Origin of the sequence: Flagellimonas olearia, assembly GCF_004150225.1 — a bacterium.
In the GTDB taxonomy this organism is placed as follows: Bacteria; Bacteroidota; Bacteroidia; order Flavobacteriales; family Flavobacteriaceae; genus Flagellimonas; species Flagellimonas olearia.
In genome coordinates, this window is sequence record NZ_ML142916.1 from 1 (window position 1) to 22547 (window position 22547).

At 44.1% G+C, this 22547-nt stretch carries 22 protein-coding genes; 13 read left to right on the forward strand and 9 right to left on the reverse strand.

Annotated elements, in window-relative coordinates:
* The 7 genes from DN53_RS17985 to DN53_RS17105 form a co-directional block, all read left to right on the forward strand.
* On the forward strand, positions 1–1359 hold a 1359-nt coding region (locus tag DN53_RS17985; RefSeq protein ID WP_165357490.1), incomplete at its 5' end, for a hypothetical protein.
* Positions 1360–1361: 2 nt separating this feature from the next.
* Positions 1362–3404 carry a T9SS type B sorting domain-containing protein gene (locus tag DN53_RS17080; protein ID WP_242502219.1) on the forward strand — a complete coding sequence of 681 codons (2043 nt, stop codon included), beginning with the start codon at positions 1362–1364 and terminating at the stop codon, positions 3402–3404.
* Between the two features lie 2 nt (positions 3405–3406).
* The gene (locus tag DN53_RS17085; RefSeq protein WP_129656136.1) at positions 3407–4363 is read left to right on the forward strand and encodes a PorP/SprF family type IX secretion system membrane protein; all 957 of its coding nucleotides are present in this window, start codon (positions 3407–3409) and stop codon (positions 4361–4363) included.
* Between the two features lie 56 nt (positions 4364–4419).
* Positions 4420–4953, forward strand: a complete 534-nt coding sequence (gene idi / locus DN53_RS17090; protein ID WP_129656137.1) for an isopentenyl-diphosphate Delta-isomerase — start codon at positions 4420–4422, stop codon at positions 4951–4953.
* The gene (locus DN53_RS17095) at positions 4950–5357 is read left to right on the forward strand and encodes a 6-pyruvoyl trahydropterin synthase family protein (RefSeq protein ID WP_129656138.1); all 408 of its coding nucleotides are present in this window, start codon (positions 4950–4952) and stop codon (positions 5355–5357) included. The genes idi and DN53_RS17095 overlap by 4 nt, the downstream gene beginning before the upstream one ends.
* A gap of 1 nt (position 5358) precedes the next feature.
* Positions 5359–6327, forward strand: a complete 969-nt coding sequence (locus DN53_RS17100; RefSeq protein ID WP_129656139.1) for a type I phosphomannose isomerase catalytic subunit — start codon at positions 5359–5361, stop codon at positions 6325–6327.
* Between the two features lie 25 nt (positions 6328–6352).
* Positions 6353–6625 (forward strand): hypothetical protein, encoded by a 273-nt coding sequence (locus tag DN53_RS17105; RefSeq protein ID WP_129656140.1) that lies wholly within the window; start codon positions 6353–6355, stop codon positions 6623–6625.
* Between the two features lies 1 nt (position 6626).
* Here the strand turns inward: DN53_RS17105 and DN53_RS17110 are convergent, their stop codons facing one another.
* The 3 genes from DN53_RS17110 to DN53_RS17120 all read right to left on the reverse strand — a co-directional run bounded on the left by DN53_RS17110 (position 6627) and on the right by DN53_RS17120 (position 10910).
* A complete protein-coding gene (locus tag DN53_RS17110; RefSeq protein WP_165357492.1) occupies positions 6627–7325 on the reverse strand; it encodes a DUF4369 domain-containing protein in 699 nt (232 codons plus the stop codon).
* Between the two features lie 46 nt (positions 7326–7371).
* The gene (locus tag DN53_RS17115) at positions 7372–8634 is read right to left on the reverse strand and encodes a DUF819 family protein (RefSeq protein WP_129656142.1); all 1263 of its coding nucleotides are present in this window, start codon (positions 8632–8634) and stop codon (positions 7372–7374) included.
* A 77-nt stretch (positions 8635–8711) separates the two neighbouring features.
* Positions 8712–10910, reverse strand: a complete 2199-nt coding sequence (locus DN53_RS17120; RefSeq protein WP_129656143.1) for a DUF5916 domain-containing protein — start codon at positions 10908–10910, stop codon at positions 8712–8714.
* Between the two features lie 164 nt (positions 10911–11074).
* On the opposite strand from DN53_RS17120, the gene DN53_RS17125 reads away from it, so the two are divergent.
* On the forward strand, positions 11075–11845 hold the full coding sequence (locus tag DN53_RS17125) for a S1/P1 nuclease (protein ID WP_129656144.1): 771 nt from the start codon (positions 11075–11077) through the stop codon (positions 11843–11845).
* Between the two features lie 10 nt (positions 11846–11855).
* Here the strand turns inward: DN53_RS17125 and DN53_RS17130 are convergent, their stop codons facing one another.
* Positions 11856–12725: an AraC family transcriptional regulator gene (locus DN53_RS17130; RefSeq protein ID WP_129656205.1), complete on the reverse strand. Its 870-nt coding sequence runs from the start codon at positions 12723–12725 to the stop codon at positions 11856–11858.
* A 210-nt stretch (positions 12726–12935) separates the two neighbouring features.
* Between DN53_RS17130 and DN53_RS17135 the strand changes: the two genes are divergently transcribed.
* Entirely contained in the window at positions 12936–13316 is a 381-nt protein-coding gene (locus DN53_RS17135) for a hypothetical protein (RefSeq protein WP_129656145.1), read from the forward strand.
* A 48-nt stretch (positions 13317–13364) separates the two neighbouring features.
* Here DN53_RS17135 and DN53_RS17140 read toward each other — a convergent pair whose 3' ends face one another.
* The gene (locus DN53_RS17140; RefSeq protein ID WP_242502220.1) at positions 13365–14021 is read right to left on the reverse strand and encodes an MOSC domain-containing protein; all 657 of its coding nucleotides are present in this window, start codon (positions 14019–14021) and stop codon (positions 13365–13367) included.
* Between the two features lie 45 nt (positions 14022–14066).
* Positions 14067–14414, reverse strand: coding sequence for a DUF6249 domain-containing protein (locus DN53_RS17145; RefSeq protein WP_129656146.1), 348 nt, complete (start codon positions 14412–14414; stop codon positions 14067–14069).
* Between the two features lie 116 nt (positions 14415–14530).
* On the opposite strand from DN53_RS17145, the gene DN53_RS17150 reads away from it, so the two are divergent.
* Positions 14531–15124: an RNA polymerase sigma factor gene (locus DN53_RS17150; RefSeq protein ID WP_242502222.1), complete on the forward strand. Its 594-nt coding sequence runs from the start codon at positions 14531–14533 to the stop codon at positions 15122–15124.
* A complete protein-coding gene (locus DN53_RS17155) occupies positions 15117–15533 on the forward strand; it encodes a hypothetical protein (RefSeq protein ID WP_129656148.1) in 417 nt (138 codons plus the stop codon). The genes DN53_RS17150 and DN53_RS17155 overlap by 8 nt, the downstream gene beginning before the upstream one ends.
* Here DN53_RS17155 and DN53_RS17160 read toward each other — a convergent pair.
* Entirely contained in the window at positions 15525–15884 is a 360-nt protein-coding gene (locus DN53_RS17160) for a DoxX family protein (RefSeq protein ID WP_129656149.1), read from the reverse strand. The two genes, DN53_RS17155 and DN53_RS17160, sit on opposite strands and share 9 nt — an antisense overlap.
* Before the next feature lie 61 nt (positions 15885–15945).
* A complete protein-coding gene (gene htpG, locus DN53_RS17165) occupies positions 15946–17835 on the reverse strand; it encodes a molecular chaperone HtpG (RefSeq protein WP_129656150.1) in 1890 nt (629 codons plus the stop codon).
* Between the two features lie 392 nt (positions 17836–18227).
* Between htpG and DN53_RS17170 the strand changes: the two genes are divergently transcribed.
* Both DN53_RS17170 and DN53_RS17175 read left to right on the forward strand, forming a co-directional pair.
* Positions 18228–19241 carry a 3-oxoacyl-ACP synthase III family protein gene (locus tag DN53_RS17170; protein ID WP_129656151.1) on the forward strand — a complete coding sequence of 338 codons (1014 nt, stop codon included), beginning with the start codon at positions 18228–18230 and terminating at the stop codon, positions 19239–19241.
* Position 19242: 1 nt separating this feature from the next.
* Positions 19243–19782, forward strand: coding sequence for a pyridoxamine 5'-phosphate oxidase family protein (locus DN53_RS17175; protein ID WP_129656152.1), 540 nt, complete (start codon positions 19243–19245; stop codon positions 19780–19782).
* 96 nt (positions 19783–19878) lie between these two features.
* On the opposite strand, the gene DN53_RS17180 is transcribed toward DN53_RS17175, so the two are convergent.
* Positions 19879–22332 (reverse strand): TonB-dependent receptor, encoded by a 2454-nt coding sequence (locus DN53_RS17180; protein WP_129656153.1) that lies wholly within the window; start codon positions 22330–22332, stop codon positions 19879–19881.
* Positions 22333–22547 lie beyond the last annotated feature (215 nt).

Genomic DNA, 22547 nt, shown 5'->3' on the forward strand with positions numbered 1-22547 from the left:
GAGGTGAGCGGAGCAAACCTTGAGATAGAGGATGGCAACGGTACCCTTCAGGTACCCTTGGCCAACTTGGGCAGTGACGACCAGACCTTATCGGAGGTACTTTCCGAGGGCAACAGCGCGGGCACTTCCATCACCAATGTTACGGACCCGACGAACGCCCAGGATGCGGCCACGAAGAACTATGTTGACTCACAGATCACGGCCAACGCTGCGGATGGTTCGGAGACCATCGTCAACGCCGGTACGGACATCAGCGTGAGCGGAAGCGGTACCAGCGGTGACCCCTATATCGTGAACAGTACCTTTGTGGAAGTTGACGGTAGCATCACCAACGAGATACAGGATTTGGCGAACGTACTCTCCGAGGGCAATAGTGCCGGTACGTCCATCACCAATGTTACGGACCCAACGAATGCCCAGGACGCGGCCACGAAGAACTATGTGGACTCACAGATCACGGCCAATGCGGCCGACGGTTCCGAGACCATCGTGAACGCAGGCACGGACATCAGTGTCAGTGGAAGCGGCACCAGCGGTGACCCCTATATCGTGAACAGCACCTTCACGGAAGTGGACGGTAGCATCACCAATGAGATACAGGATTTGGCCAGCGTACTAGGCGAGGGCAACAGTGCGGGGACATCCATTACCAATGTGACGGACCCAACGAACGCCCAGGACGCTGCCACGAAGAACTATGTGGACTCGCAGATCACGGCCAACGCGGCCGATGGTTCGGAGACCATCGTGAACGCCGGTACGGACATCAGCGTGAGCGGGAGCGGCACCAGCGGCGACCCTTATGTGGTGAACAGCACCTTCACCGAAGTGGACGGCAGTGTTACCAATGAGGTGAACACCCGTTTCGAGGTGAGCGGAGCGAACCTTGAGATAGAGGACAGTAATGGAACCCTTCAGGTAGCTTTGGCAGATATCAATATTGATCAAACTGCTTCAGATGTTGATTTGGACACATCGGTTGATTCAGATGGCGATGGTAGTTCAGAAACCACGGTTGAGGGAGCCATTCAGGCAATGTCGCCCATTGTATCCAAAGCGGCTCGGATTTTTTATCCACCTTCTATCGCAGTTGATGCTTCAACAAACGGAATCGGTAGAACAATAAACCTATATGATCAATATGTTGCACAGTTTGGTACTCCTGCAGTGGCAAGTTTAGGGGCTCCTGCGGCAATACCTACCTATGCTGCAACGGATCTATATTATTATGTGACCTATGCAGACCCTGCTGTGTTTGACAATATGAGTATTGATGCCAGTGGTGAACTTACCTATGATATTGTTGGTCAACCATCAGACTATAATGCATTGATCAACGTGGTGTTTGTTGTAAAATAAGAATGATAAAGACGCTAGAAGATTTGAAATCCATCACCTTACATAAGTCTTTATTTCTTGGGTTGTTCATCCTGTTTTTGGGGATGAACTTTGCAAACGCTCAGTTTTTGCTTCAGGCTCCAAATACGGGTGATGAAAATAACTACCAATGGTTTGAAGCTTCCGATTTGGGTACAGTTCTCGGAACAAATTCTTTTTATGAAGCAACCCAACCCGGTGTTTATTTTGCAACGTACGATGGTACCCTTTGCGGGTCCAATGCCACGGGATATTTTATTTTAACCGATTGTGAAGCACCGAACAACGAAGTTACGTTGGATATTTCTGCCAGTGTACCTTCGGGAGCCACGGTTAGTTGGAGTCCGTCTTTGAGTGGAGATCAAACTCGACCAACGGTCACAAGCACACAAAGTGTGGTGCGCTATACGGCCACTATCACTAAGGTGGGGAACAGTATTGAGTTGCCTCGGTTTACCGTGGTCTGTATGAGTCAGGCGGCCACATTGGTTGATGACCTGATTGTGGTCAATGAAGATGAATCTGTTGAGGTACCTATCTTTGACAATGATTCTGATTTGCCTTCAACAGGAACGCTCACTACCACGAACCCAGCCAATGGTTCTGTGACCATTGACGACAATGGAACACCCAATAACCCATCGGATGATAGGGTAACCTATATTCCAGCACCTGATTTTAATGGAACCGACTCGTTTGACTATACCGTCTGCAACACTTTTGGAGATTGCAGTACCGCTACGGTGACCGTTGATGTACTTCCAATCGTGGATACCAATGATGATTCAGTTTCCACGGATCAAGGAGTGGACATAGTTATTTTGTGGAAAGGCAATGATAATGACATCCCCAATATCGGAACCATTACAGCTACAAATCCATCCAATGGAACCATACTATTGAATGATAATGGTACCGTGAACAATCCTTCGGATGACAATATCACTTACATACCCAATGCAGGGTATACAGGAACAGATTCCTTTGAATATACAGTTTGTGATGACAATGGACATTGCGACACGGCTACAATTACTGTGATTGTAAACACTTCTGGAATTGACCTGGATAGTGATGGAGACGGTATTGTGGACAGTTTTGAGGACCTCAATGCGGATAATGACAATGATCCATCCACAAATCCAACGGATACGGATGGGGACGGCATTCCAGATTATTTGGATATAGATAGTGATAATGATGGAATTCCGGATAACATTGAAGCACAACCTGCTTTGGGATATATCCCTCCAAGTATGGTCGATGTCAATGGAAATGGACTGGATGATGCCTATGAGAATGATGGGAACATTGGTTTGATTCCTTTGGATTCAGATAATGACGGTATTCCGGATTATGTGGATACCGATAGCGATGATGATAATGTGCCGGACATCATTGAAGGCCATGATATGAACCAAGACGGTATTGCCGATATAGAGCTTATAGGTTCAGATAAGGACAATGATGGTCTTGACGATGCCTTTGAAGGCAGTACGGTCATCGATTTGGATGTCAATGATGAAATTGACGATCCCAGCACCGACCTTTTGGATACCGATTCTGATGGTATTCCAGACTTTAGGGACTCTGACGACGATGACGATGGTATCGAGACCATTGACGAAGACCTAAATATGGATGGCAACTATGCCAATGACGATTCCGATGAGAATGGTATACCCAACTACTTGGACCCTGATTTGGGTGAAACCACAGTAGAGGCCATAGATGTGATCAATGTTATCACACCCAATGGGGATGGAATACACGACGTATTGGCCATCAACGGTATTGAGGATTATCCAAACAACACGGTCAGGATCTATAACCGTTGGGGAGTAATGGTCTTCCAGACCAAGGCCTATAATACCACTGGAAATGTTTTTGATGGAACTTCCCAAGGTAGGGTAACAGTAGATCAAGACAACAAGCTTCCTGTGGGGACCTATTTCTACGTTATCGATTATCAAGATCAAGGTGGAAATATGAAGCAAATCTCAGGATACATATACATTAACAGATAAACATGGTTACTGTGGAGGTAAAACATCTATTGAAGAACATAAAAGGACTACTGGCCTTACTTTTCTTAGGGATTGTGGGAACTGCCCATGCCCAACAAGATGCACAGTATACCCAGTATATGTACAATACAGTGAGTGTAAATCCGGCCTATGCAGGTTCACGTGGACATTTGAGCATTGCGGCATTGTATAGGAACCAATGGTTGGGACTGGATGGAGCTCCTGAAACACAGACCTTGAATATCCATACGCCCATGGGCTATAGAGGGGTTGGACTGGGAATTTCTGTGGTAAACGATAAGATAGGCCCTACTTCCGAAACCTATTTCGATGTGGACTTTTCGTATACCATACAAACCTCTTTTGACGCTAAACTGAGTTTTGGTCTGAAAGCCAGTGCCCATATGTTGGATATTCGTTATTCCGAATTGGATGAGTTTGAAATAGACCCGCAGCTGCAGTCCCAGCAGGACATACAAAACAAGTTTTCTCCCAATATAGGTGCGGGGGTATATTACCATACCGATAGATTCTATGCAGGCATTTCGGCCCCCAGGATTTTGGAGACCACCCATTTTGATACCTCTTCCGTATCCACGGCAAAGGAACAGATCAATTTATACGTCATTACCGGTTATGTTTGGGATTTGAACCCTTTCTTGAAATTCAAACCTACCCTTTTGACCAAAATGGTACAGGGAGCCCCTCTACAGGTAGACGTTTCGGCCAATTTTATGTTGAATGAGCGTTTCATTGGCGGCGTGGCCTACCGATGGGATGCGGCCTTCAGCGGGTTGTTTGGTTTTATGGTTTCCGATCAGTTGATGCTTGGGTTGGCCTATGACCGTGAAATAACCGAATTGGGTGCCGCTACCTTCAATGATGGTTCCTTTGAGGTAATCCTACGTTACGATTTCCTTAGAAATGTTGGTAACCTAAAGTCCCCACGCTTCTTTTAGGAACAATTTAAAACCCTTGGCTCCATAAATTCCTCCAAAGGTCATATTTTTACCTCATGGAAGAGGAAAAAGTGATATTGGTGAACGAGGCGGATGAGCCCATTGGTCTTATGCCCAAAATGGAAGCCCATGAAAAGGCACTGTTACATAGGGCTTTTTCGGTTTTTGTGATGAACGATAAAGGAGAGACCATGCTCCAACAACGGGCCGAAGATAAATACCATTCCCCTTTGTTATGGACCAATACCTGTTGCAGTCACCAGCGTGATGGCGAAAGCAATATTGAGGCCGGAAAGCGCAGGCTCATGGAAGAGATGGGATTTCAAACGGAACTTACGGAACTGTTTTCTTTTATATACAAAGCCCCATTTGATAATGGCCTTACCGAACATGAATACGATCATGTAATGATCGGGTCGTATAACGATTCCCCCAATATCAACCCAGAGGAAGTGGCCGATTGGAAATGGATGTATCCGGCCGATATCAAAAAAGATATCGCTGCCAATCCCAATGAATATACGGAGTGGTTCAAGATTATATTTGAACGCTTCTATGGTCATATCATGAAAAATACCCCCGCCCAATGAAAGTAAAAGTGAGCAGAAAGGCTAATTTTAATGCGGCCCACCGATTGCACAGACCTGATTGGGACGCAGAAAAGAACCAAGCCGTTTTTGGAAAATGCAACAACCCCCGTTACCATGGGCATAATTATGACCTTATTGTAAGTGTTACGGGTGAAATTGATCAAGAAACTGGTTTTGTGATGGATCTAAAAGTGCTCAAGGACTTGATCAAGGAGCATGTAGAAGAGGCTCTGGACCACAAAAACCTTAATGCAGATGTTCCCGAGTTCAAGGAACTCAACCCAACTGCAGAAAATATTGCCGTGGTCATTTGGAGCAAACTTAGGCCCCATATAGACCAGGCCAATGAATTGGAAGTGGTACTCTATGAGACACCGCGCAATTTTGTAACGTATTCAGGATAAAATGGATTTATACCCTTTAAAGTTCAAGCCCATTCTCAAAGAACGTCTTTGGGGAGGAACAAAACTAAAAGATGTACTCAATAAACCCATCGAAAGTGATATTACTGGCGAAAGCTGGGAACTTTCCGGAGTAAGTGGAGATATTTCCGAAGTGGCCAACGGGGCTCTGGAGGGAACCTCGCTTCAAGAACTGATATCCCTCCAAGGAGAAAGCCTTTTGGGAAAAAGTGTGGTGGAACGGTTTGGGAATGAATTTCCCATTTTGATAAAATTCATCGACGCCAAACAAGATCTGTCCATTCAATTGCATCCCAATGATGCCTTGGCCAAGAAAAGGCATAATTCCTTTGGAAAAACAGAGATGTGGTACATAATGGATGCCAATCCCGGTTCCCAGTTGATCGTGGGTTTCAACAAGGATGTTGAAAAAAGCGAATATATCGAAAGCTTGGAGTCTGGTACCCTTTTGGATTTGATGAATTATGAAGAGGTAAAGGAAGGAGATACTTATTTTATCAATACCGGAAAGATACACGCCATAGGTGCTGGGGTGTTGTTGGCCGAAATTCAGCAAACTTCAGATGTTACCTATAGGGTCTATGACTTTGACCGAAAGGACAAGGATGGCAACCTAAGGGAACTCCATACCAGTTTGGCCGTTGATGCCATTGATTACGAGCGTAAGAACGATTTCAAGGTAGATTACCCAAAGGGTAAGGATGAAACCAATACCATGGTGGACTGTCCTTATTTTAAAACCAACTTTTTGGAGTTGACCCAACCTCTAAAACTGGATGTATCCCAAAGGGATTCATTTACCATATACATGTGTGTGGGTGGAGCGGCACAGATTTCCAATGATTGGGGCACTGCATCCATTCAAAAAGGAGAGACGGTATTGGTCGCAGCCTCCAGTTCAACGATTGATATAGATACCCGTAACGCCAAACTTTTGGAAGTTACCATTTAATAGTACCTTTATAAAAAACACTGGTATGCCAAGTATACGTGATTTAAAAAAGGATGTCAACTTTGTCTTGGGAGACATCATAGAAGCGGTCTACATTTGGGAGGCAGGCTCTGATAACAAGGAATCCGAAGAGGGAACCGTCATCATTGACAAGGCCATTGAAGCTTTTGACGAGCTCATGGACAAAATCAACCAAAAAAATGTTGATGACCAAAAGGCTCATTTTAGGAGCGTGCGGGCCCAACTCGAAGAAAAGGCCACACAATTGGTCAATGACTTGAACAATCTTGCCGGGTAAGTTAGTCCTGCTTGCTTAGAAAGTCTTGGAATGCCATTCCGTATTTGGAGGAGGCTACTTCCGGGGTAAGGGCATTGTACACGGAATCCAAATATTTTGGATTGGCGTCGCTGGCCTCGGACATCATAATGTATGGGGTGGCGTAAGAGTCTCCGTTGTTCAAACCAAAGTTAAGGGCATATCGGTAACGTCTTACCAGATTGATATCCGCCAAATTCTGTAGGGAATCCAAGGCGGTGGAATCTTCTTGAAACTCTGGCAATGTGGCCTGTTGCGCCAATGCAATGTCCCTAATGTTGAACTTGGATATCATTTCATTGAACTCCAGGTATTTTTCATGGGACTTGGAACCAGATATCTCCGGGTCCATATCAAAGGTCTTCCAAGTGGTGTTGATGGTAATCTGTCCGGGCTCTCCAAAAAAGGTAATACGATCGTTGAGGTCGTTATTGTCCTGTTTTTTCAAGTAGAGGTAAAAAATATCCGGGCTTTCCAATTCCTCTGAAAAACTGAATGTTCCATCTCCTTCAACTTCCAGGGAATCCAAGACCATAAGGGTAGAATCCTTGAACTGCTGTAGGTATAGGGTTCCTTTTTTCAATCCTTTTACGTTTCCAGAAACGGTCATGGTGTTTTCTGTACTTTTTTCACAAGACAGAACCAACATTCCCAATGACAATACAAACAATAACCTCTTCATCAATAAAAATTTTGCAGGGCAAATATCAAATAAACTTCTGAAATATTTAAACTTTGGCGGCGACTTCCATCAACAAAGCGCATAAATAAGCGCCAGCCGTACCCACAACATACCCGAAAACGGACAAAAGAATCCCCACAGAGGTCAACGAAGGATGGAATTCCGCAGCGACCACGGGAGCGGAGGCCGCACCTCCCACGTTGGCCTGACTGCCCACTGCGAGAAAAAAGTAGGGAGCTTTGATGAGTTTGGCCACCAAGATCAAAAGTCCGGCATGAATGGTGATCCATATCAAGCCTATCGCAATAAGTCCTGGATTTTCCAAAACTTTGCCCAAGTCCATTTTCATACCAATGGTGGCCACCAGAATATAGATGAACATACCGCCTATCTTGCTGGCCCCGGCACCTTCGTAGTTTTTGGCCTTGGTAAAAGAAAGCCCAATACCAATGGCGGTGGCAAATACTACCATCCATAAAAACTGGGAACCTAAGGAGGATAGAATTTTTTGTTTGTTTCGGATGACTTCAAAATTGTCTTCCAGAAAACCGGCAAAATGGCTGCCCAAAAAATGGGCAATGCCCACTCCGGCAAACGCGTAGAACAGCATCATGATCAAATCGGGAAGCGAAGTGACCCTAGTAATCTTTTCGGTATAGGTGGATACTTTTTCCTTCAATTCCTCAATGGAAGAATTATCTGCCTTGAACCAGCGGTCTATCTGTTTGGTCTTGCCAATGCCCAGCAGTAGCACTGCCATCCAAAGGTTGGCCACAACAATATCGATCAATACCATGCCCCCATAGTTTTCTTGGTTGTATTGGAACACTTCTAGCATGGCCGCCTGGTTGGCACCACCTCCGATCCAGCTTCCAGCGATGGTGGCCAGACCACGCCATACGGCATCAAAACCACTGCCACCAACCGTTTCAGGGGAAAATATGGAAACGATCAATATGGCCACGGGACCACCAATGATGATTCCGGCCGTACCGGTCAAGAACATAATAAGGGCCTTTGAACCCAGATTGGCAATGGCCTTGAGGTCTATGCTCAAAGTCATTAAGATCAAGGCAGCAGGCAAAAGGTATCTACTGGCAATGTAATAGGTCTGCGATGAAGATTCGTCCACAATGCCCAAACTGGCCAAGATGGCCGGAAGCAAATAACACATGAGTACCGTAGGTACAATGGAGTAGAATTTTTTCCAAAAACCAGTGTTGAGGGAGGAGGTGTAAAAAACAAAACCTAGGCAGAGACAGAGGAGTCCAAAAATGACCGTATCCTCCGTAAAGGGTAGTTGATCCATAGAATTTCAATAGTGATAGCCCCAAATATAGGAAAATCAAAAATGGTTGTGATAGGACAACTTCACCTGATTCCAGATCAAATGTTCAGCCAATAGGTCAGCTTTAAATTAATGGACCGACTTCTGGGCATAAAGGAATTTACAAAGTAGTTGTCATTATAGACTAGAAAAAGGTCCGACAGGGGTGCAAAGCGCCATTGCAGACGCGAATTGAAACCTAGATTGTCCCTTTGGTTGCTGTATTGGATCAAGGTAGACCAGAAAATGGATTTGTTGAAGGTGATGTTGATTCGGGGGCTTACCAGCCAAATATCGGCACTTTCATACGGATCGGGAAGTTTTATGCTATCGTAGTTCAGTCCTAGGATAAGAAAGACCTTGGGTTGTAATCGTAGGCTCATATCTCCTTCAAACGAAAATCGGGTGCCATTGAAAAAATCGCCATAACCAGGTTCAAGGGCATAGGAGAAGACCTTTCGGCGATCGCTCTGGAATTCCACTTCATAGCTGGTATAATAATAGCCTTGATCGGCCGGAAGCTCCACACCACCATCGGTCCCAGTGGGGTCAAAAGGCTCCGTGAGAAAGGTGAATCGGTTAAAAAGACGTGCTGACAGTTCTTCCTGGGTTTTGAACTGTGCTTGCCACCCCGAAAAGATAAAATAGTCGGTATTCTGATAATCCAGTGTGGGCTTCCACTCCATATTGGGGTTGAAAGTAAAGCCATGGAAATTTAAGCGTCCTTTTTTGGGCCAAAAATTCACCTCCACAAAAGGTTTGGCTACCACCACATCTTGTCTTCGGATAAACCCAAGGTCGGAGCGGAAATCCTCACCAATGAAGTTGCCATTCAACCCAACATTGAGGTAACGGGAATTGTAGTTGAGGTTTATCCCACCAGCCGCGTCTTGGGAACCTATTTCGTGTGCAAAGGATTTGTGGTAGAAGAACTTTCCGGTCCAGGTGTTGTCCGCTGAGGCCAGATTATAGTCCAATCCCAAAACCCGGTTGTATCGGTCCGATTCCTCCAAAAAGTCATAGTCATCAAAAGTTTGCCGGTTCACAAAAATGAAACTAAGATTGGAACGGGAGAACATTCTTTGTTGCAGGGCCAAGACGGTATTGTTGTTACTGGCAATATGGTTGGCCTCATCCTTTTCGGTCTGGATGGTCAAGAAACCCAATCGCAGGTTTTCGTTAAGCTTACCGCTGAGTCGAAGCCCGCCAATGATTCCGTTCTCTATGGTCTCTTCTTCCAGGTTTTCGGCTATACCAATTCTTCTTGAAAAGAATGGGTTGGCATCCTCTTCACTACCAAAGGACCCAAAAAGGTCACTGTTGTCAATGAAGAACTGTCTTCTTTCTGGGAGCGAAATTTCAAAACGGGTAAGATTGGTCACAAAATTGTCCACCTCCACGTTGGAGAAGTCGGGGTTCACCGTAATGTCCAAATTCATTCCGTTGCCAATGGATACCTTCGCATCCCCACCAAAATTCAAGGCGCTGAGGTCATTATCGTTCTCGTAATCCTTGCCCACAATCCCATTGACATAGGGAATAATGGCCATAGGGGTACGGGATTTTCCCAAGGGCTTTTCAAAGACCATATCCCCCATAAAGGCCAAACTATAGATCAATTGATTTTGGGGGATTTCCATCCAGGTACTGGTTTCATTGGTCTGCATATCAAATCGGTAGCTGTTGAACCGCCATTTGGTCTCGCCTTGTTTAAACTTGAAAGAGGTAAGCGGAATGGCCAGTTCGCATACGTAATACCCATCATACAATCGGGTTTCACCTTGCCATTTCACATCCCAAGAAGTGGTGAATCCACTTGGGCCGGACCCTCCGTTGGAAATCAGTGCCTCTCTCCGAACCCCATAGGGGTTCATCCCAAAAAGAAAGGCGTTGGTGCCATCGTTGAAGGTGTCGAACAGCAAGCTGATATTGTCATTCCCCCCGGCCCTATAATCCCTTTCCAAAGAGGGAATCACATAATTGTCCCCTTCGGTGTTGAGCTTAATACCAATAAAAAGGGTAGTGGCATTGTACAGCATTTTAATGTCAGTTTGCTGGGCGGCCAAGGTGGAATCCGAGGGGAAATATTGTTGAAAATCATGGGCGCTTTCCGCAATTTCCCAAACCGATTCATCCAAAACACCATCTACCTGTATGGGGTCACTGATGAATTTAACGGTAAAGCTTTTGGATCGGGATTGCGCAAAAAATAGCAAAGGAAGTAGTGTTGTAGCAAGTACAAGACGGAATTTTAGCATTGTTTTGAGTCTAGTCGGTGCCCCAAATTTAAGTGTTAGGTTCGTTAAAAAAATCCCAAAGTTTTGTTATAAGTGCACTCATTGATAGTAGGTTATAAAAATTGGTGTTTACTTGTCACGATTTTTAGTTTTAGAGTTCCCTACTTTTGGACAAACCTTGAATAATGCGAAAAGCCATACTTCTTTTTTTACTTATACCCCTATGCTCCTTTGGTAATTTTTGGGGCAAGACAGGCCACCGGGTTACGGGACATATTGCACAAAATCATTTGACAGGAAAGGCCAAGAGGGCCTTGAACGACCTTTTGGATGGACATAGTTTGGCCTTTGTTTCCAACTATGCCGATGAAATCAAGGCAGATCGTTCCTATTCCAAATTCTCGGCATGGCACTATGTAAACTATCCCTTGGGGATGAAATATGTGGATTCAGAAAAAAGCAAGTACGGGGATATTGTCACCGCTATTGAAGAATGCACCAAGGTGGTCAAGAACAAGAATAATAGCAGGGCCGACCGGGTTTTTCATTTAAAAATGCTCGTTCACCTTATTGGAGACCTACATCAACCCATGCATGCCAGTAGGGCAGAGGATAAGGGAGGCAACGATATCCAAGTGCAGTGGTTCGGTCAAGGAAGCAACCTTCATAAGGTATGGGACAAAGATTTGATCGTATCCTACGGAATGACCTATACAGAAATGGCCACCGAGCTGGATCGCGGGGTTTCCCGTAAAGAGCGCAAAAGGATTCAAGAGGGAACCATTTACGATTGGGTGGATGAGTCCCATGAAATATGTGCCACGCTATACGAATCTGCCGAGGTTGGCGAAAAACTCGGCTATCGGTATACCTATGATCACAACGATCTGTTGTTCGAACAACTCCAAAAAGGAGGGCTAAGATTGGCCAAGGTTTTGAACGACCTCTTCAGCTAAGCGAGATGATTTATTGCAAAACGGTCTTGAGCTGGTTTCGATACTCGGATGGATTTTGTCCGGTAAAGGCCTTGAACGACTTGTTGAAATGCGAAAAGTTATTGAAGCCACTGTCATAACACACCTGCGTAATGCTGATGGGCTGTTCGGCCAATAGTTTGGAGGCATGCACCAAACGGTATTCGTTCACGAACTGGGTAAAGGTCTTGTTGGTGATTTTTTTGAAATAACGGCAAAAAGAGGGAACCGTCATACTTACCAAGTCTGCAATTTCACCTAGGCTGATATCCTCTTTAAAATTGGTCTTTACGTGATTGAAGACAATATTGATGCGGTCGTTGTCCTTTACCTCCGTTTCCATGGAAAAGCCTTCCCCGTTCAGTACTTTGATTTCGTCCGAGGTGGCCAATACATTCAAAATGTTCAAAATGGAAAGCAAGCGTTGAAAGTCGGTCTGGTATTCCAGAATTTCCATTTTTTCACCCACTTTGGTTTTGGTCTTGCCGGAAAAAGCGATACCGCCCTTGGCCACTTCGAACAATTTTTGGATGTTTTTCATTTCCGGGATGCTGAAAAAGTCGCTTCCCAAAAAATCGGCCTTCATCTGTATCAGCGTCTCACTTTTATTGCCGGTCAACTTATCAGTAAAACCACAATGGGGCAAATTAGATCCAATTAGGATAAGGTCCCCATTTCTAAAATAGGAAACATGGCTGCCTATTTGCCTTTTCCCAGAGCCTCCGTTAATATAGACCAGCTCCAGTTCGGGGTGGTAATGCCAGCCAATGTTCTTATTCTCATGCCGCTCACTGAATTTTTGATATAGGAATGAGTGTCCAAAACTGGGTGCAATTGCCTCAAAAGCAGGTTTTTGAATCATTTTGGCCGTATTCTTTTTCACAATGTAAAATTAAAGTGGTCCACAAAACGGTGTCTCTACAAAATTAACCAAAATATATGGTATTTTACCATTTAGTCAATTTTATACATAGTCATAGGTTAAAATTGTACATATACTGGAAAAGATGGTAGTGTTTCGGGGGGATATCCTGTGATAGCTTTGTAGTGTAATCCAAAAAAACAAAATGTTATGAAAACAGTAGAAAGATATATCGTAGCGGTGATGTTCCTTTTTGCAACTACCATTGGACTTGCCAATGCATCCAATATTACTTTGGATAAGAAAGGAAATGCCAAAAGTGAGGTGGAATTGAAGTTGGTCAATGTGAAGGTAGAGCCCGTTTTTGTGAAAAAGGGAGGGAAATTGATGATGAACCTTTTGAACCTATCACAGGAAAAAGTTACGGTTAAAGTATATGACAGTCAGAAAAGGTTGGTTTATAATGAAACCATAGATGGAAAAGTGGTTGTTGAAAAAGCATTCAACTTTGAAAAAGCCTTTGAAGACAAATACACCGTGGTTGTGGTCGATAAGTTGGGAACTTACACAGAGACCATGGTTGTAAAATAGTTTGTTTAGTTAATTTTTATGTGCATGGGGGCCGTTTGGCCCCTTTTTTTATAGAAATTTTTTAAGCCGTTCCCTTTTGTGCAAGGGGAGGGAATCATTGGAGATGGCCAATTTTAGAATAGATTGGTCTTTTTCTTTGTCATATAAAAGTCTATAGAATTGTTGGGTGGTCAATGGGTTGTTAGACTCCTCCACTAAATCCATGGTGTCACCGGAACTTACTTTTCCCACTTCCAAAATCCGAACATAGGTCCCTGGCCATCCATGGTCTATAAATTGTTTCAGGATTTGTTGGGTGCCAAACTTCAAACCGAGCTTAAAACAAGGCTCCCTAGGTTGTGTTATCTGGACCAGCGCAGTCCCCAATCTGTAAATGTTGCCCACTCTTATTTGGGATTCATCCAGTCCTTTAACGGTAAGGTTTTCACCGAACATGCCCCAATTCCATTCCAAATGGGGGTACTTTTCCTTCCAATACGGATATTGTTCGGCCGAAAATAAATAACAGGCCTTGTAGATGCCCCCATGTACCTTGGGGTCTCCAATGGTATCCCCCGATACATTTTCGGTCTCCAAAAGTAAGGGTGTATCCAAAGGAGATTTATAAATCCCTGTGGTGATCAACTTGCCGTTCCAAGAAATTTCAGTGGGTTTTCCTAAGTTGGTAGAGATGATTTGCATGCCTCCAAGGTAAAAAAAAACCATCGCAATCTGCGATGGTTTTTCATCATGTTTTAGCTTGGATCTATACTATTTTTCCAACCGCTTGGCGACAGCAAATCCTGCCAACAACCCAACTCCTGCCATAAAGAAAATGGTTCCTGGGTAGGCTACATCCTCATTTACTCCCAAGTTGTACACCAGAAAGGCGGCCATGAAAATGGCTATGCCAATACCTATAAAAAGTAGGGCCACATTGATTAGGATGATTTTCCAAAAAGGAACTTTGCCTTCGCGTTTTCCCTGAAAAAAGATGCTGGCATCGGCTCCCTTTTCTATCAAAGCCATTCGCTCTTTGTTCCGGGTTGAATAATACAGATAGGCAATCGCGAAGACTGCTCCAAAAATTACGGGTAAGATGATTACTTCAGATCCCATGATTGTTCGTTTTTAATGATTATACTTTTTTGGTTTTTAGCATATGACGGGATTTATATGACGTAGGTTACAGGGTTCTATAAAAAAAGTGCAAATGATGTAACCAAAACCATGGGTTGAACGTCCAATCTTCAATGTTGACCGCCAAAGAAAGAAAATTGATCCGCAGCATCCACAAGGGCAATACCCATGCGTTTTCTGAATTGGTCAATAGATACAAGGATTTGGTCTATACCTTGGCCCTTCGTATGTTGGGCAACCGGGAAGAGGCCGAAGAGGTGTCACAGGATACCTTTATTAAGGTATTTCATTCGTTGGAGCGGTTTAAAGGTGATTCCAAGATATCGACATGGATCTATAGGATTGCCTACAACGCCTGTTTGGACCGGATACGGTTGCGGAAGAGCAGAACGTTTTTGGATGTTGGCGAAATGGAAGATTTTATCTTTACGGAAATGGATACGGCCTTGGACAAAATGGTCAGGGAAGAACGGGGAAGGCTTGTGGGGCAATGTCTGGCAAAGTTGCCCAGCGAGGATGCAGGGCTTTTGACCTTATTTTATTTTGAGGAGAAAAGTCTTTTGGAAATTGAGAATATATTGAATGTTCCGGTAAATTCGTTAAAGGTGCGATTGTTCCGGGCAAGGAAGAAGTTGGCAGCGGTATTGGAGGGCCACTTAAAACCAGAAATACTTCAAAACAATGGATGAGCAACAAAAAAAGGAACTGGAAACATTTGTAGACAAGGTTATGGGGGAAACTTCCTTGGAGTCGCCCTCACCGGATTTTACCGAAAAGCTCATGGCAAAGATTGAGGCGCAATCCCAACAAGAGGTGTTTGTGGCCCAACCCCTTTTGCCCAGGAAACTCCTTATGTTTCTGTTTCTGGGTTTTGTGGCGGGGTTCATTTACTTGTTGATGACCTATGGTCTTGACCCCAATCAAGGATGGTTCAAAAATATAGAGTGGAATTTGGATTTCTCCAATACATGGCGTTGGATGGAGGGATATACCGCTTCCAAAGTGACCCTATATGCCGTCTTGCTCTTCGGAGTGTTGTTTTTTGTACAGATACCTTGGCTAAAACGCTATTTGGACCAACACGGGACCTTAAGCTGATATATAAACATAGGCCCAGTACATCAATACAAATTGTAGCGGAATCCTGAGAACTAAAATCCATTTGGGAATTCCCGCAGCCTCCTTTTTTCCGGAAAGCATGTAAAAGTGCACCGTTAGAAATAGGGTCAACATGGCAATGATTCCATAGGCACTCAGGTTTCTGGTCACCTTAAAACAGAGGCCTAGACCCAAAACCATCTCGGCCATACCACTCAAGAACACCAAAAATTTGGGATAGGGAAGATAGCGGGGCATGATGCGTAAATACATCTTGGGAAATATAAAATGGGCCAACCCTGCAACCAAGTACAGTACGGTCATTGCATAAAGGTGCCATGGGGTTTCCATGTCCTAAAAATAAGAAAGGCAGGCCATGTGGCCTGCCTTTTTTTCAACTTTATGGGAATGTTTACTTGATCATATCATAGCTACGGCTAATGAACTTGGTGAGCTCTTCACCTTTCAACAGGCCTTTGCTCAACCTTGCCAAATCCAACGATTGATTGATCAAACGTTCCCTCTTTTTGTCGGTTTTGGTATTCAATATCTCGCTTACCAACTCATGGTTGGTGTTCACGATGAGGTTGTACATATCGGGCATGTTCCCCATACCAAAAATTCCACCACCTCCAGTTCGCTGCATTTCTTTCATGCGACGCATAAATTCTGGTTCTGTGATGATGAACGGGGAAGCATTGCTGTCCATGGCCTCCAATTGAATGGTGTATCCTTTATCGGTGCTAATTACCTTTTCCAAGTTTTCCTTTAAGCGGTCTTTTTCTTCATCGGACAATTTGGAAATGGCCGAATCCTCTTTTTTGACCAGGTTGTCAATATGGTCAGAATCCACACGGACAAAGGATAGATTTTCCTTGGAGCTCTCCAGTTTCTGCATCAAATGCGAAACAATGGGGGAGTCCATCAACAAAATTTCATAGCCTTTTGCCTTAGCGGCTTCAACGTAACTGTGCTGTGCTTCCATATCCGAAGCATAAAGTATCACCAATTTGCCATCTTTATCGGTCTGGTTGTCCTTGATCTTGGCCTCCAGCTCTTCAAAAGTGTAAAATTTGCCATTCACAGTAGGGTACAGGGCAAACTTATCGGCTTTTTCAAAGAATTTGTCTTCGGAAAGCATCCCGTATTCAATCACGATTTTGATGTCGTTCCACTTTTGTTCAAAATCCTCCCGGTTGTTTTTAAAGAGGGAACTCAACTTATCGGCCACCTTTCTGGTGATGTAGGAAGAGATTTTCTTTACGGCACCATCGGCCTGCAGATAAGATCGTGATACGTTCAAAGGAATGTCCGGAGAATCAATGACTCCTCGCAACATGGTCAGGAATTCAGGAACGATACCCTCCACATTATCCGTAACGAACACTTGGTTCTGGTATAATTGTATGCGGTCTTTCTGGATATTAAGGTCATTCGTCAACTTGGGAAAATACAGAATCCCGGTCAGGTTAAAGGGATAGTCCACATTCAGGTGGATGTGAAACAAAGGCTCTTCAAACTGCATGGGATAGAGTTCCCTATAAAAATTCTTGTAATCCTCGTCCTTAAGGTCGGTAGGTTGCTTGGTCCACGCCGGAGTGGGATTGTTGATGATATCGTCCACCTCTTCTGTTGGAGCCGGCTCGTCCTCTTTGGCACCTTCCGGTTTGGGAAGTGTTTCGGTACGGGTGCCAAATTTAATCGGGATGGGCATGAACTTGTTGTACTTGGTCAGCAGTTCACGGATTTTGGCATCTTCCAAAAATTCGGTGGAATCCTCCGCAATATGAAGGATAATCTCCGTACCCCTGTCTTTTTTCTTGGCTTCTTTTAGGGTGAATTCGGGGGAACCATCGCAGACCCAATGTACTGCGGGTTCGTCCTTAAAACTCTTGGTGATGATCTCTACCTTTTCTGCCACCATAAAAGCCGAATAGAAACCAAGTCCAAAATGACCTATGATTCCCGTATCCTTTCCTGCATCTTTATATTTGTCCAAAAACTCCTCCGCACCGGAAAAGGCCACTTCGTTGATGTACTTTTTCACTTCATCCTCGGTCATCCCGACCCCTTGGTCCAAAATGTGGATGCGTTTTTTGTCCTTGTCCACCTTGACCTCGATGATGGGATTTCCATATTCCACCTTGGCCTCGCCTATAGAGGTCAAGTGCTTTAGCTTTAGGGTTGCATCCGTTGCATTTGAAATAAGCTCCCTCAAGAAGATTTCATGATCACTATACAGAAACTTCTTGATCAAGGGAAAGATGTTCTCTACTGAAACATTGATTTTACCTGTTGCCATTGTTTTTACATTTTCTTTACGCCATCAGGACAAAAAAAATACCATACTGATAAAGGTGACAAACTGACATTGATGCTTGACATAGGAGCGGGATGAAAATTTAACATAATTTTGTTTATCTTTTTTACTAATACGTTAAACAAAATATGTATCTTTAAATTGTTATAGAAAATATTGCTATGAAATAGGATTATCTATAACGCACTTTTATTTATTGGTTAGGTTGTTGGAAATGCACTTTCGCTAGGGAGTGCATTTCTTTTTTCCATGGGAAGTTCCCTAAGGCTTGAAAGTTTTATTTTGTTGATAAATGTGCAGTTCTTAGGATATATTTTTTACTTTTCGGTTAAATAGCCCCTAATTTTTGATAATTTATTTATAAAGATAGGATAATGTACAATTCAAGAATATCAGGACTGGGATTCTATGTGCCTGAAAACGTGGTCACCAACGATGATTTGTCCAAAATAATGGACACCAATGACGAATGGATCCAAGAACGGACCGGTATCAAGGAGCGTAGACATGTAGTTAAGGGTACCGATACCACCACATCCATGGGGGTAAAAGCGGCCCAACAGGCCATTGAAAGGGCGGGGATTGATAAGAACGACATCGATTTTATCGTCTTTGCCACCTTAAGCCCCGACTATTACTTTCCAGGCCCGGGGGTTCTGGTACAACGTGATTTGGATATCAAGACCGTGGGTGCTTTGGATATACGCAACCAATGTTCTGGATTTGTGTATGGCATATCCGTGGCGGACCAATATATTAAAAGTGGCATGTACAAAAACGTGTTGGTCATTGGTTCCGAGCTGCATTCGCATGGGTTGGACATGACCACACGAGGTAGGGGAGTGTCGGTAATATTTGGTGATGGGGCCGGAGCTGCGGTACTCACCCGTGAAGAGGACACGTCTAAAGGAATTTTATCGTCCCATTTGCATTCCGAAGGGCAACATGCCGAGGAACTTTCACTGATTGCCCCGGGGATGGGAAAACGTTGGGTGAACGATATTTTGGCCGATGTGGGTAGCGGTGAAGAGGACACTTCCTATTTTCCATACATGAATGGACAATTTGTCTTTAAGAATGCCGTGGTCCGTTTCAGTGAGGTGATCATGGAAGGGTTGGCGGCCAATAATTTGACCCCACAGGATATTGATATGCTGATTCCCCATCAGGCCAATTTGCGTATTTCACAGTTTATTCAAAAGAAGTTTGGACTTTCCGATGATCAAGTATTCAACAACATCATGAGCTATGGGAATACCACGGCGGCTTCCATTCCCATTGCCCTTACAGAGGCATGGGAACAAGGGAAGATCAAAGAAGGCGACTTGGTGGTCTTGGCTGCATTTGGTAGTGGTTTTACTTGGGGAAGTGTAATCATTAGATGGTGATATGGGAAGACAGATCCCAGAGTTGACCCTGCCGCTTATTGAATTCATCAAAAACCAAAAAATGTTCTTTGTGGCCACGGCCATGGATGAGGGTTCAGTGAATCTGTCCCCAAAGGGATTGGATTCACTTAGGGTGATCAATTCCCAACGGGTCATTTGGCTCAACCTTACCGGAAGTGGTAATGAGACGGCTATCCATCTGGAGCACAAAAACCGAATTACCCTTATGTTCTGTGCCTTTGAGGGCGACCCCTTGATTTTACGATTGTACGGAACAGCAAAGGTCTATTCCCATAAAAGTCCTGAGTGGGAAGAGCATATTGGGTTGTTCCCTGAGATTGCTGGGGGTAGGCAGTTAATAGATGTACATATTGAAAAAGTACAGACCTCATGCGGTATGGGGATTCCCATTATGGAATACCAACACCAACGGCAAGAATTGGTAGATTGGGCTCAAAAACAAGGAGAAAGTGGTCTGAAAAAATATTGGGAGAAGAAAAACACCGTCAGTTTGGACGGTCTTCCACATGAATTTGACTAAATAAAAACCCCGATCTTTCCAGACCGGGGTTTTTTATTGATACCTCATGCAATATTAACCAACCAACACTTTTTTGCAGAGGATACCAATATGTGGTTATAGGATGCCCCCACCCGTATCCTTGGTACGGTTGTCCCTTCTTTTTCGTTGCTTGGCGCGGTTTTTACCACTTCCAAATTGATAGGACAACCCTACGTATACATTGTTGCTCTCCCAGTTGAATCCTCCCTCTTGTAAATAGGGGCGGTCTCCTTCAAAGGCAAAGCGCATGGTGTTGAAGATGTCGTTGTAATTGAAACTGAGTGTTCCCTTACCTTCGGCAAAGCTATATCGGGCTCCCAAGTTTACAAAGTACATGGGCTTTACATTAAATTGTATGTTACGGTTTTTGCCCCGATAAAATCCAAAGGCTTGTAGCGTCAGTTTTTTGGTTACGGTAAAACTGTTGTTCATCCGTAGGTTCCAAGCCGTGTTGTCCACCTTAACGCTTTCCACCGTAATATCCTCTTCTGTGGGATCGGGAATGTTCCCGGGAATACTCTCCGTGATACCTCTATTGGTTTGGGAGAAAATATCGAAACTTCCATTGATGTTCCACCATTTTGCAGGTCTGTAGTTGGATGAAAGTTCAAATCCATAGGCAGAGGTTTCATTAAAGTTGTCAAACGTGAGTATGATTTTGTTGAAATCCAATCGGTCTACAAAAACAGCCCTGTTGATTTCATCCTTGATGCTTCGATAAAACACCCCTCCGGTAATACTACCATTTTTAATGCGACGTGTATAATTGGCCTCATAGGAACTGGTGAACTGGGGCACCAAATTTGGGTTTCCAAATGAAGAGATCAGCGGAGTGGCAAACTCCCTGATAGGATTTACCTGTTGTAATCCGGGACGATCCACACGCCTGCTATAACTCACCTGGAGCTGATTCTTTTCGTTGGGGCTATAGGTTACAAAGGCCGAAGGATATATTTCGGTATACTTATCGGTAAAGGCCCGTACTTGGTTGGTATCCGCTTGAACCTCCACATCTTCAATACGTACCCCCATTTGATAGGACCACTTCTCGTAGTTTTGACCAAAAGTGGCATAGGCCGAGTAGATATCCATCCCATACACAAAGTTTGTGTCTGGGGTGGGTACCAAAACACCGTTCGAGTTGAATGAAGAACCGGTTGAGGCATAGTCCACATCGGTTTCAAAGTTTCTGGATTCCAATCCAACTTCCAATTTGGAGATGCTGTCCAAGGGATTCACGTAGTCCAAGTTGGCAATGGTCTGGGTTCTTTCCGTATCCACAAAATCCATGTAGTTGGGATATAGTGAGGCGCCCACAGACCTGAAATTGGCATCTTGGTTGTTCTCAAAGCGGTTATGGTCCACCTCCAATTCAATATTGTGGCCTTCCTTGCCAAAATCCAGCTTATAGTTGAAGTTGTACTGTTCGCTTCGGTTGTCCGAAACATCGTTGAAAAACTGGGTCACGTTGCGGGAGGCATCCGTATTATAGGTTACATCAGTGATACCGCTTCCATCTCCCTCAAAAATGTTCTGGTTGGTGAAGACAGAAATGGTATTCTTGTCATTAAGATAGAAATCAACCCCCAATTTGTACAAGTGGGACTTGTTGTTATTGAAGAAATCAAATTCTTGAAGGGAGTTCTCCTCCAATCTATAAATACTTCCATCATTGACATATTTACCAATGTTGTTGCCGTAGTTTCCGTAAAAGTTGAACTTTCCACTTCTGTAATTCAGGTCAATGGAACTGTTGAACTTGGCTTCAATCCCTTTGGTAAGTCCTAGGTTAACGTTTCCGTTGAACCCAATATTGGCATTTTTGTGCAGTACAATATTGATGATGCCACTCATCCCTTCCGGATTGTACTTGGCGGATGGGTTGGTGATCAATTCAATGGATTTAATGGAGGTCGATGGAATTTGACGCAACAATTGCGCCACAGGTACATTGGATAGTTTTCCGTCTACCATGACCCGTACATTGGAGTTGCCTCTAAGGGTAATGTCCCCGGTCTGGGCGTCCACGTTCACCGATGGAATGTTGTTCATAATATCTGACGCAGTGGCACCGGCTGTGGTCAAGTCCTTGCCCACATTGATGACCTTTCTGTCTACTCGCTGTTCTATGGTAGTGCGTTCGGCAACCACTTCCACCTCGGCCAGTTCCTCGGTGTTCTCCATCAAAGTGATGGTGCCTACCTTCAAGTTCCGGTTGTTTTTTGATATGACCAAGGGTTGAGAGTGGGTCTTATACCCAATAAATTGTACTTCCAGTACAAAGGAACCATCAGGGAGCTTATTGATTTCAAAGGTGCCGTCTTCCGAAGTGATACCTCCGGTAATGGTTTCTGTGCCATCCTCGGATTTTATCACCACGGCTGCATAGGCAATGGGTTCTTGGAGAGTGTTGTCAATAACGGTGCCGGATATGGAGCCAAAAGCTTCGTTTTCCGGGTTGTTTCCAAAAAGTTTGGTTGAGGGTACACTACATAAGAGCAGTGCAAAAAGTAAGACTACTTTTTTCATGAGCTGTTCGTTTTTTGATTAGATTGACGATGATACCTACAAGACGGTATGAGGGTTGGAATGTTACACTTTAAACTGATTTTAACATTCTTTAACAAATGTGGTGCGGCAAAGGTGTAAGTTGAGGGTAAACATGCGGACCAACATAGGGTTGAAAAAAAAGAAACCCTGACATATTCAACCGAAGTTGACTGCCAGGGTTTTACATTGATAAG

Bases quoted from the DNA above. Each gene is read 5' to 3' on its own strand.
- DN53_RS17080 (WP_242502219.1), top strand. From the start codon at position 1,362: ATGATAAAGACGCTAGAAGATTTGAAATCCATCACCTTACATAAGTCT.
- DN53_RS17085 (WP_129656136.1), top strand. From the start codon at position 3,407: ATGGTTACTGTGGAGGTAAAACATCTATTGAAGAACATAAAAGGACTA.
- idi (WP_129656137.1), top strand. From the start codon at position 4,420: ATGGAAGAGGAAAAAGTGATATTGGTGAACGAGGCGGATGAGCCCATT.
- DN53_RS17095 (WP_129656138.1), top strand. From the start codon at position 4,950: ATGAAAGTAAAAGTGAGCAGAAAGGCTAATTTTAATGCGGCCCACCGA.
- DN53_RS17100 (WP_129656139.1), top strand. From the start codon at position 5,359: ATGGATTTATACCCTTTAAAGTTCAAGCCCATTCTCAAAGAACGTCTT.
- DN53_RS17105 (WP_129656140.1), top strand. From the start codon at position 6,353: ATGCCAAGTATACGTGATTTAAAAAAGGATGTCAACTTTGTCTTGGGA.
- DN53_RS17110 (WP_165357492.1), bottom strand. From the start codon at position 7,325: ATGAAGAGGTTATTGTTTGTATTGTCATTGGGAATGTTGGTTCTGTCT.
- DN53_RS17115 (WP_129656142.1), bottom strand. From the start codon at position 8,634: ATGGATCAACTACCCTTTACGGAGGATACGGTCATTTTTGGACTCCTC.
- DN53_RS17120 (WP_129656143.1), bottom strand. From the start codon at position 10,910: ATGCTAAAATTCCGTCTTGTACTTGCTACAACACTACTTCCTTTGCTA.
- DN53_RS17125 (WP_129656144.1), top strand. From the start codon at position 11,075: ATGCGAAAAGCCATACTTCTTTTTTTACTTATACCCCTATGCTCCTTT.
- DN53_RS17130 (WP_129656205.1), bottom strand. From the start codon at position 12,725: ATGATTCAAAAACCTGCTTTTGAGGCAATTGCACCCAGTTTTGGACAC.
- DN53_RS17135 (WP_129656145.1), top strand. From the start codon at position 12,936: ATGAAAACAGTAGAAAGATATATCGTAGCGGTGATGTTCCTTTTTGCA.
- DN53_RS17140 (WP_242502220.1), bottom strand. From the start codon at position 14,021: ATGGTTTTTTTTTACCTTGGAGGCATGCAAATCATCTCTACCAACTTA.
- DN53_RS17145 (WP_129656146.1), bottom strand. From the start codon at position 14,414: ATGGGATCTGAAGTAATCATCTTACCCGTAATTTTTGGAGCAGTCTTC.
- DN53_RS17155 (WP_129656148.1), top strand. From the start codon at position 15,117: ATGGATGAGCAACAAAAAAAGGAACTGGAAACATTTGTAGACAAGGTT.
- DN53_RS17160 (WP_129656149.1), bottom strand. From the start codon at position 15,884: ATGGAAACCCCATGGCACCTTTATGCAATGACCGTACTGTACTTGGTT.
- htpG (WP_129656150.1), bottom strand. From the start codon at position 17,835: ATGGCAACAGGTAAAATCAATGTTTCAGTAGAGAACATCTTTCCCTTG.
- DN53_RS17170 (WP_129656151.1), top strand. From the start codon at position 18,228: ATGTACAATTCAAGAATATCAGGACTGGGATTCTATGTGCCTGAAAAC.
- DN53_RS17175 (WP_129656152.1), top strand. From the start codon at position 19,243: ATGGGAAGACAGATCCCAGAGTTGACCCTGCCGCTTATTGAATTCATC.
- DN53_RS17180 (WP_129656153.1), bottom strand. From the start codon at position 22,332: ATGAAAAAAGTAGTCTTACTTTTTGCACTGCTCTTATGTAGTGTACCC.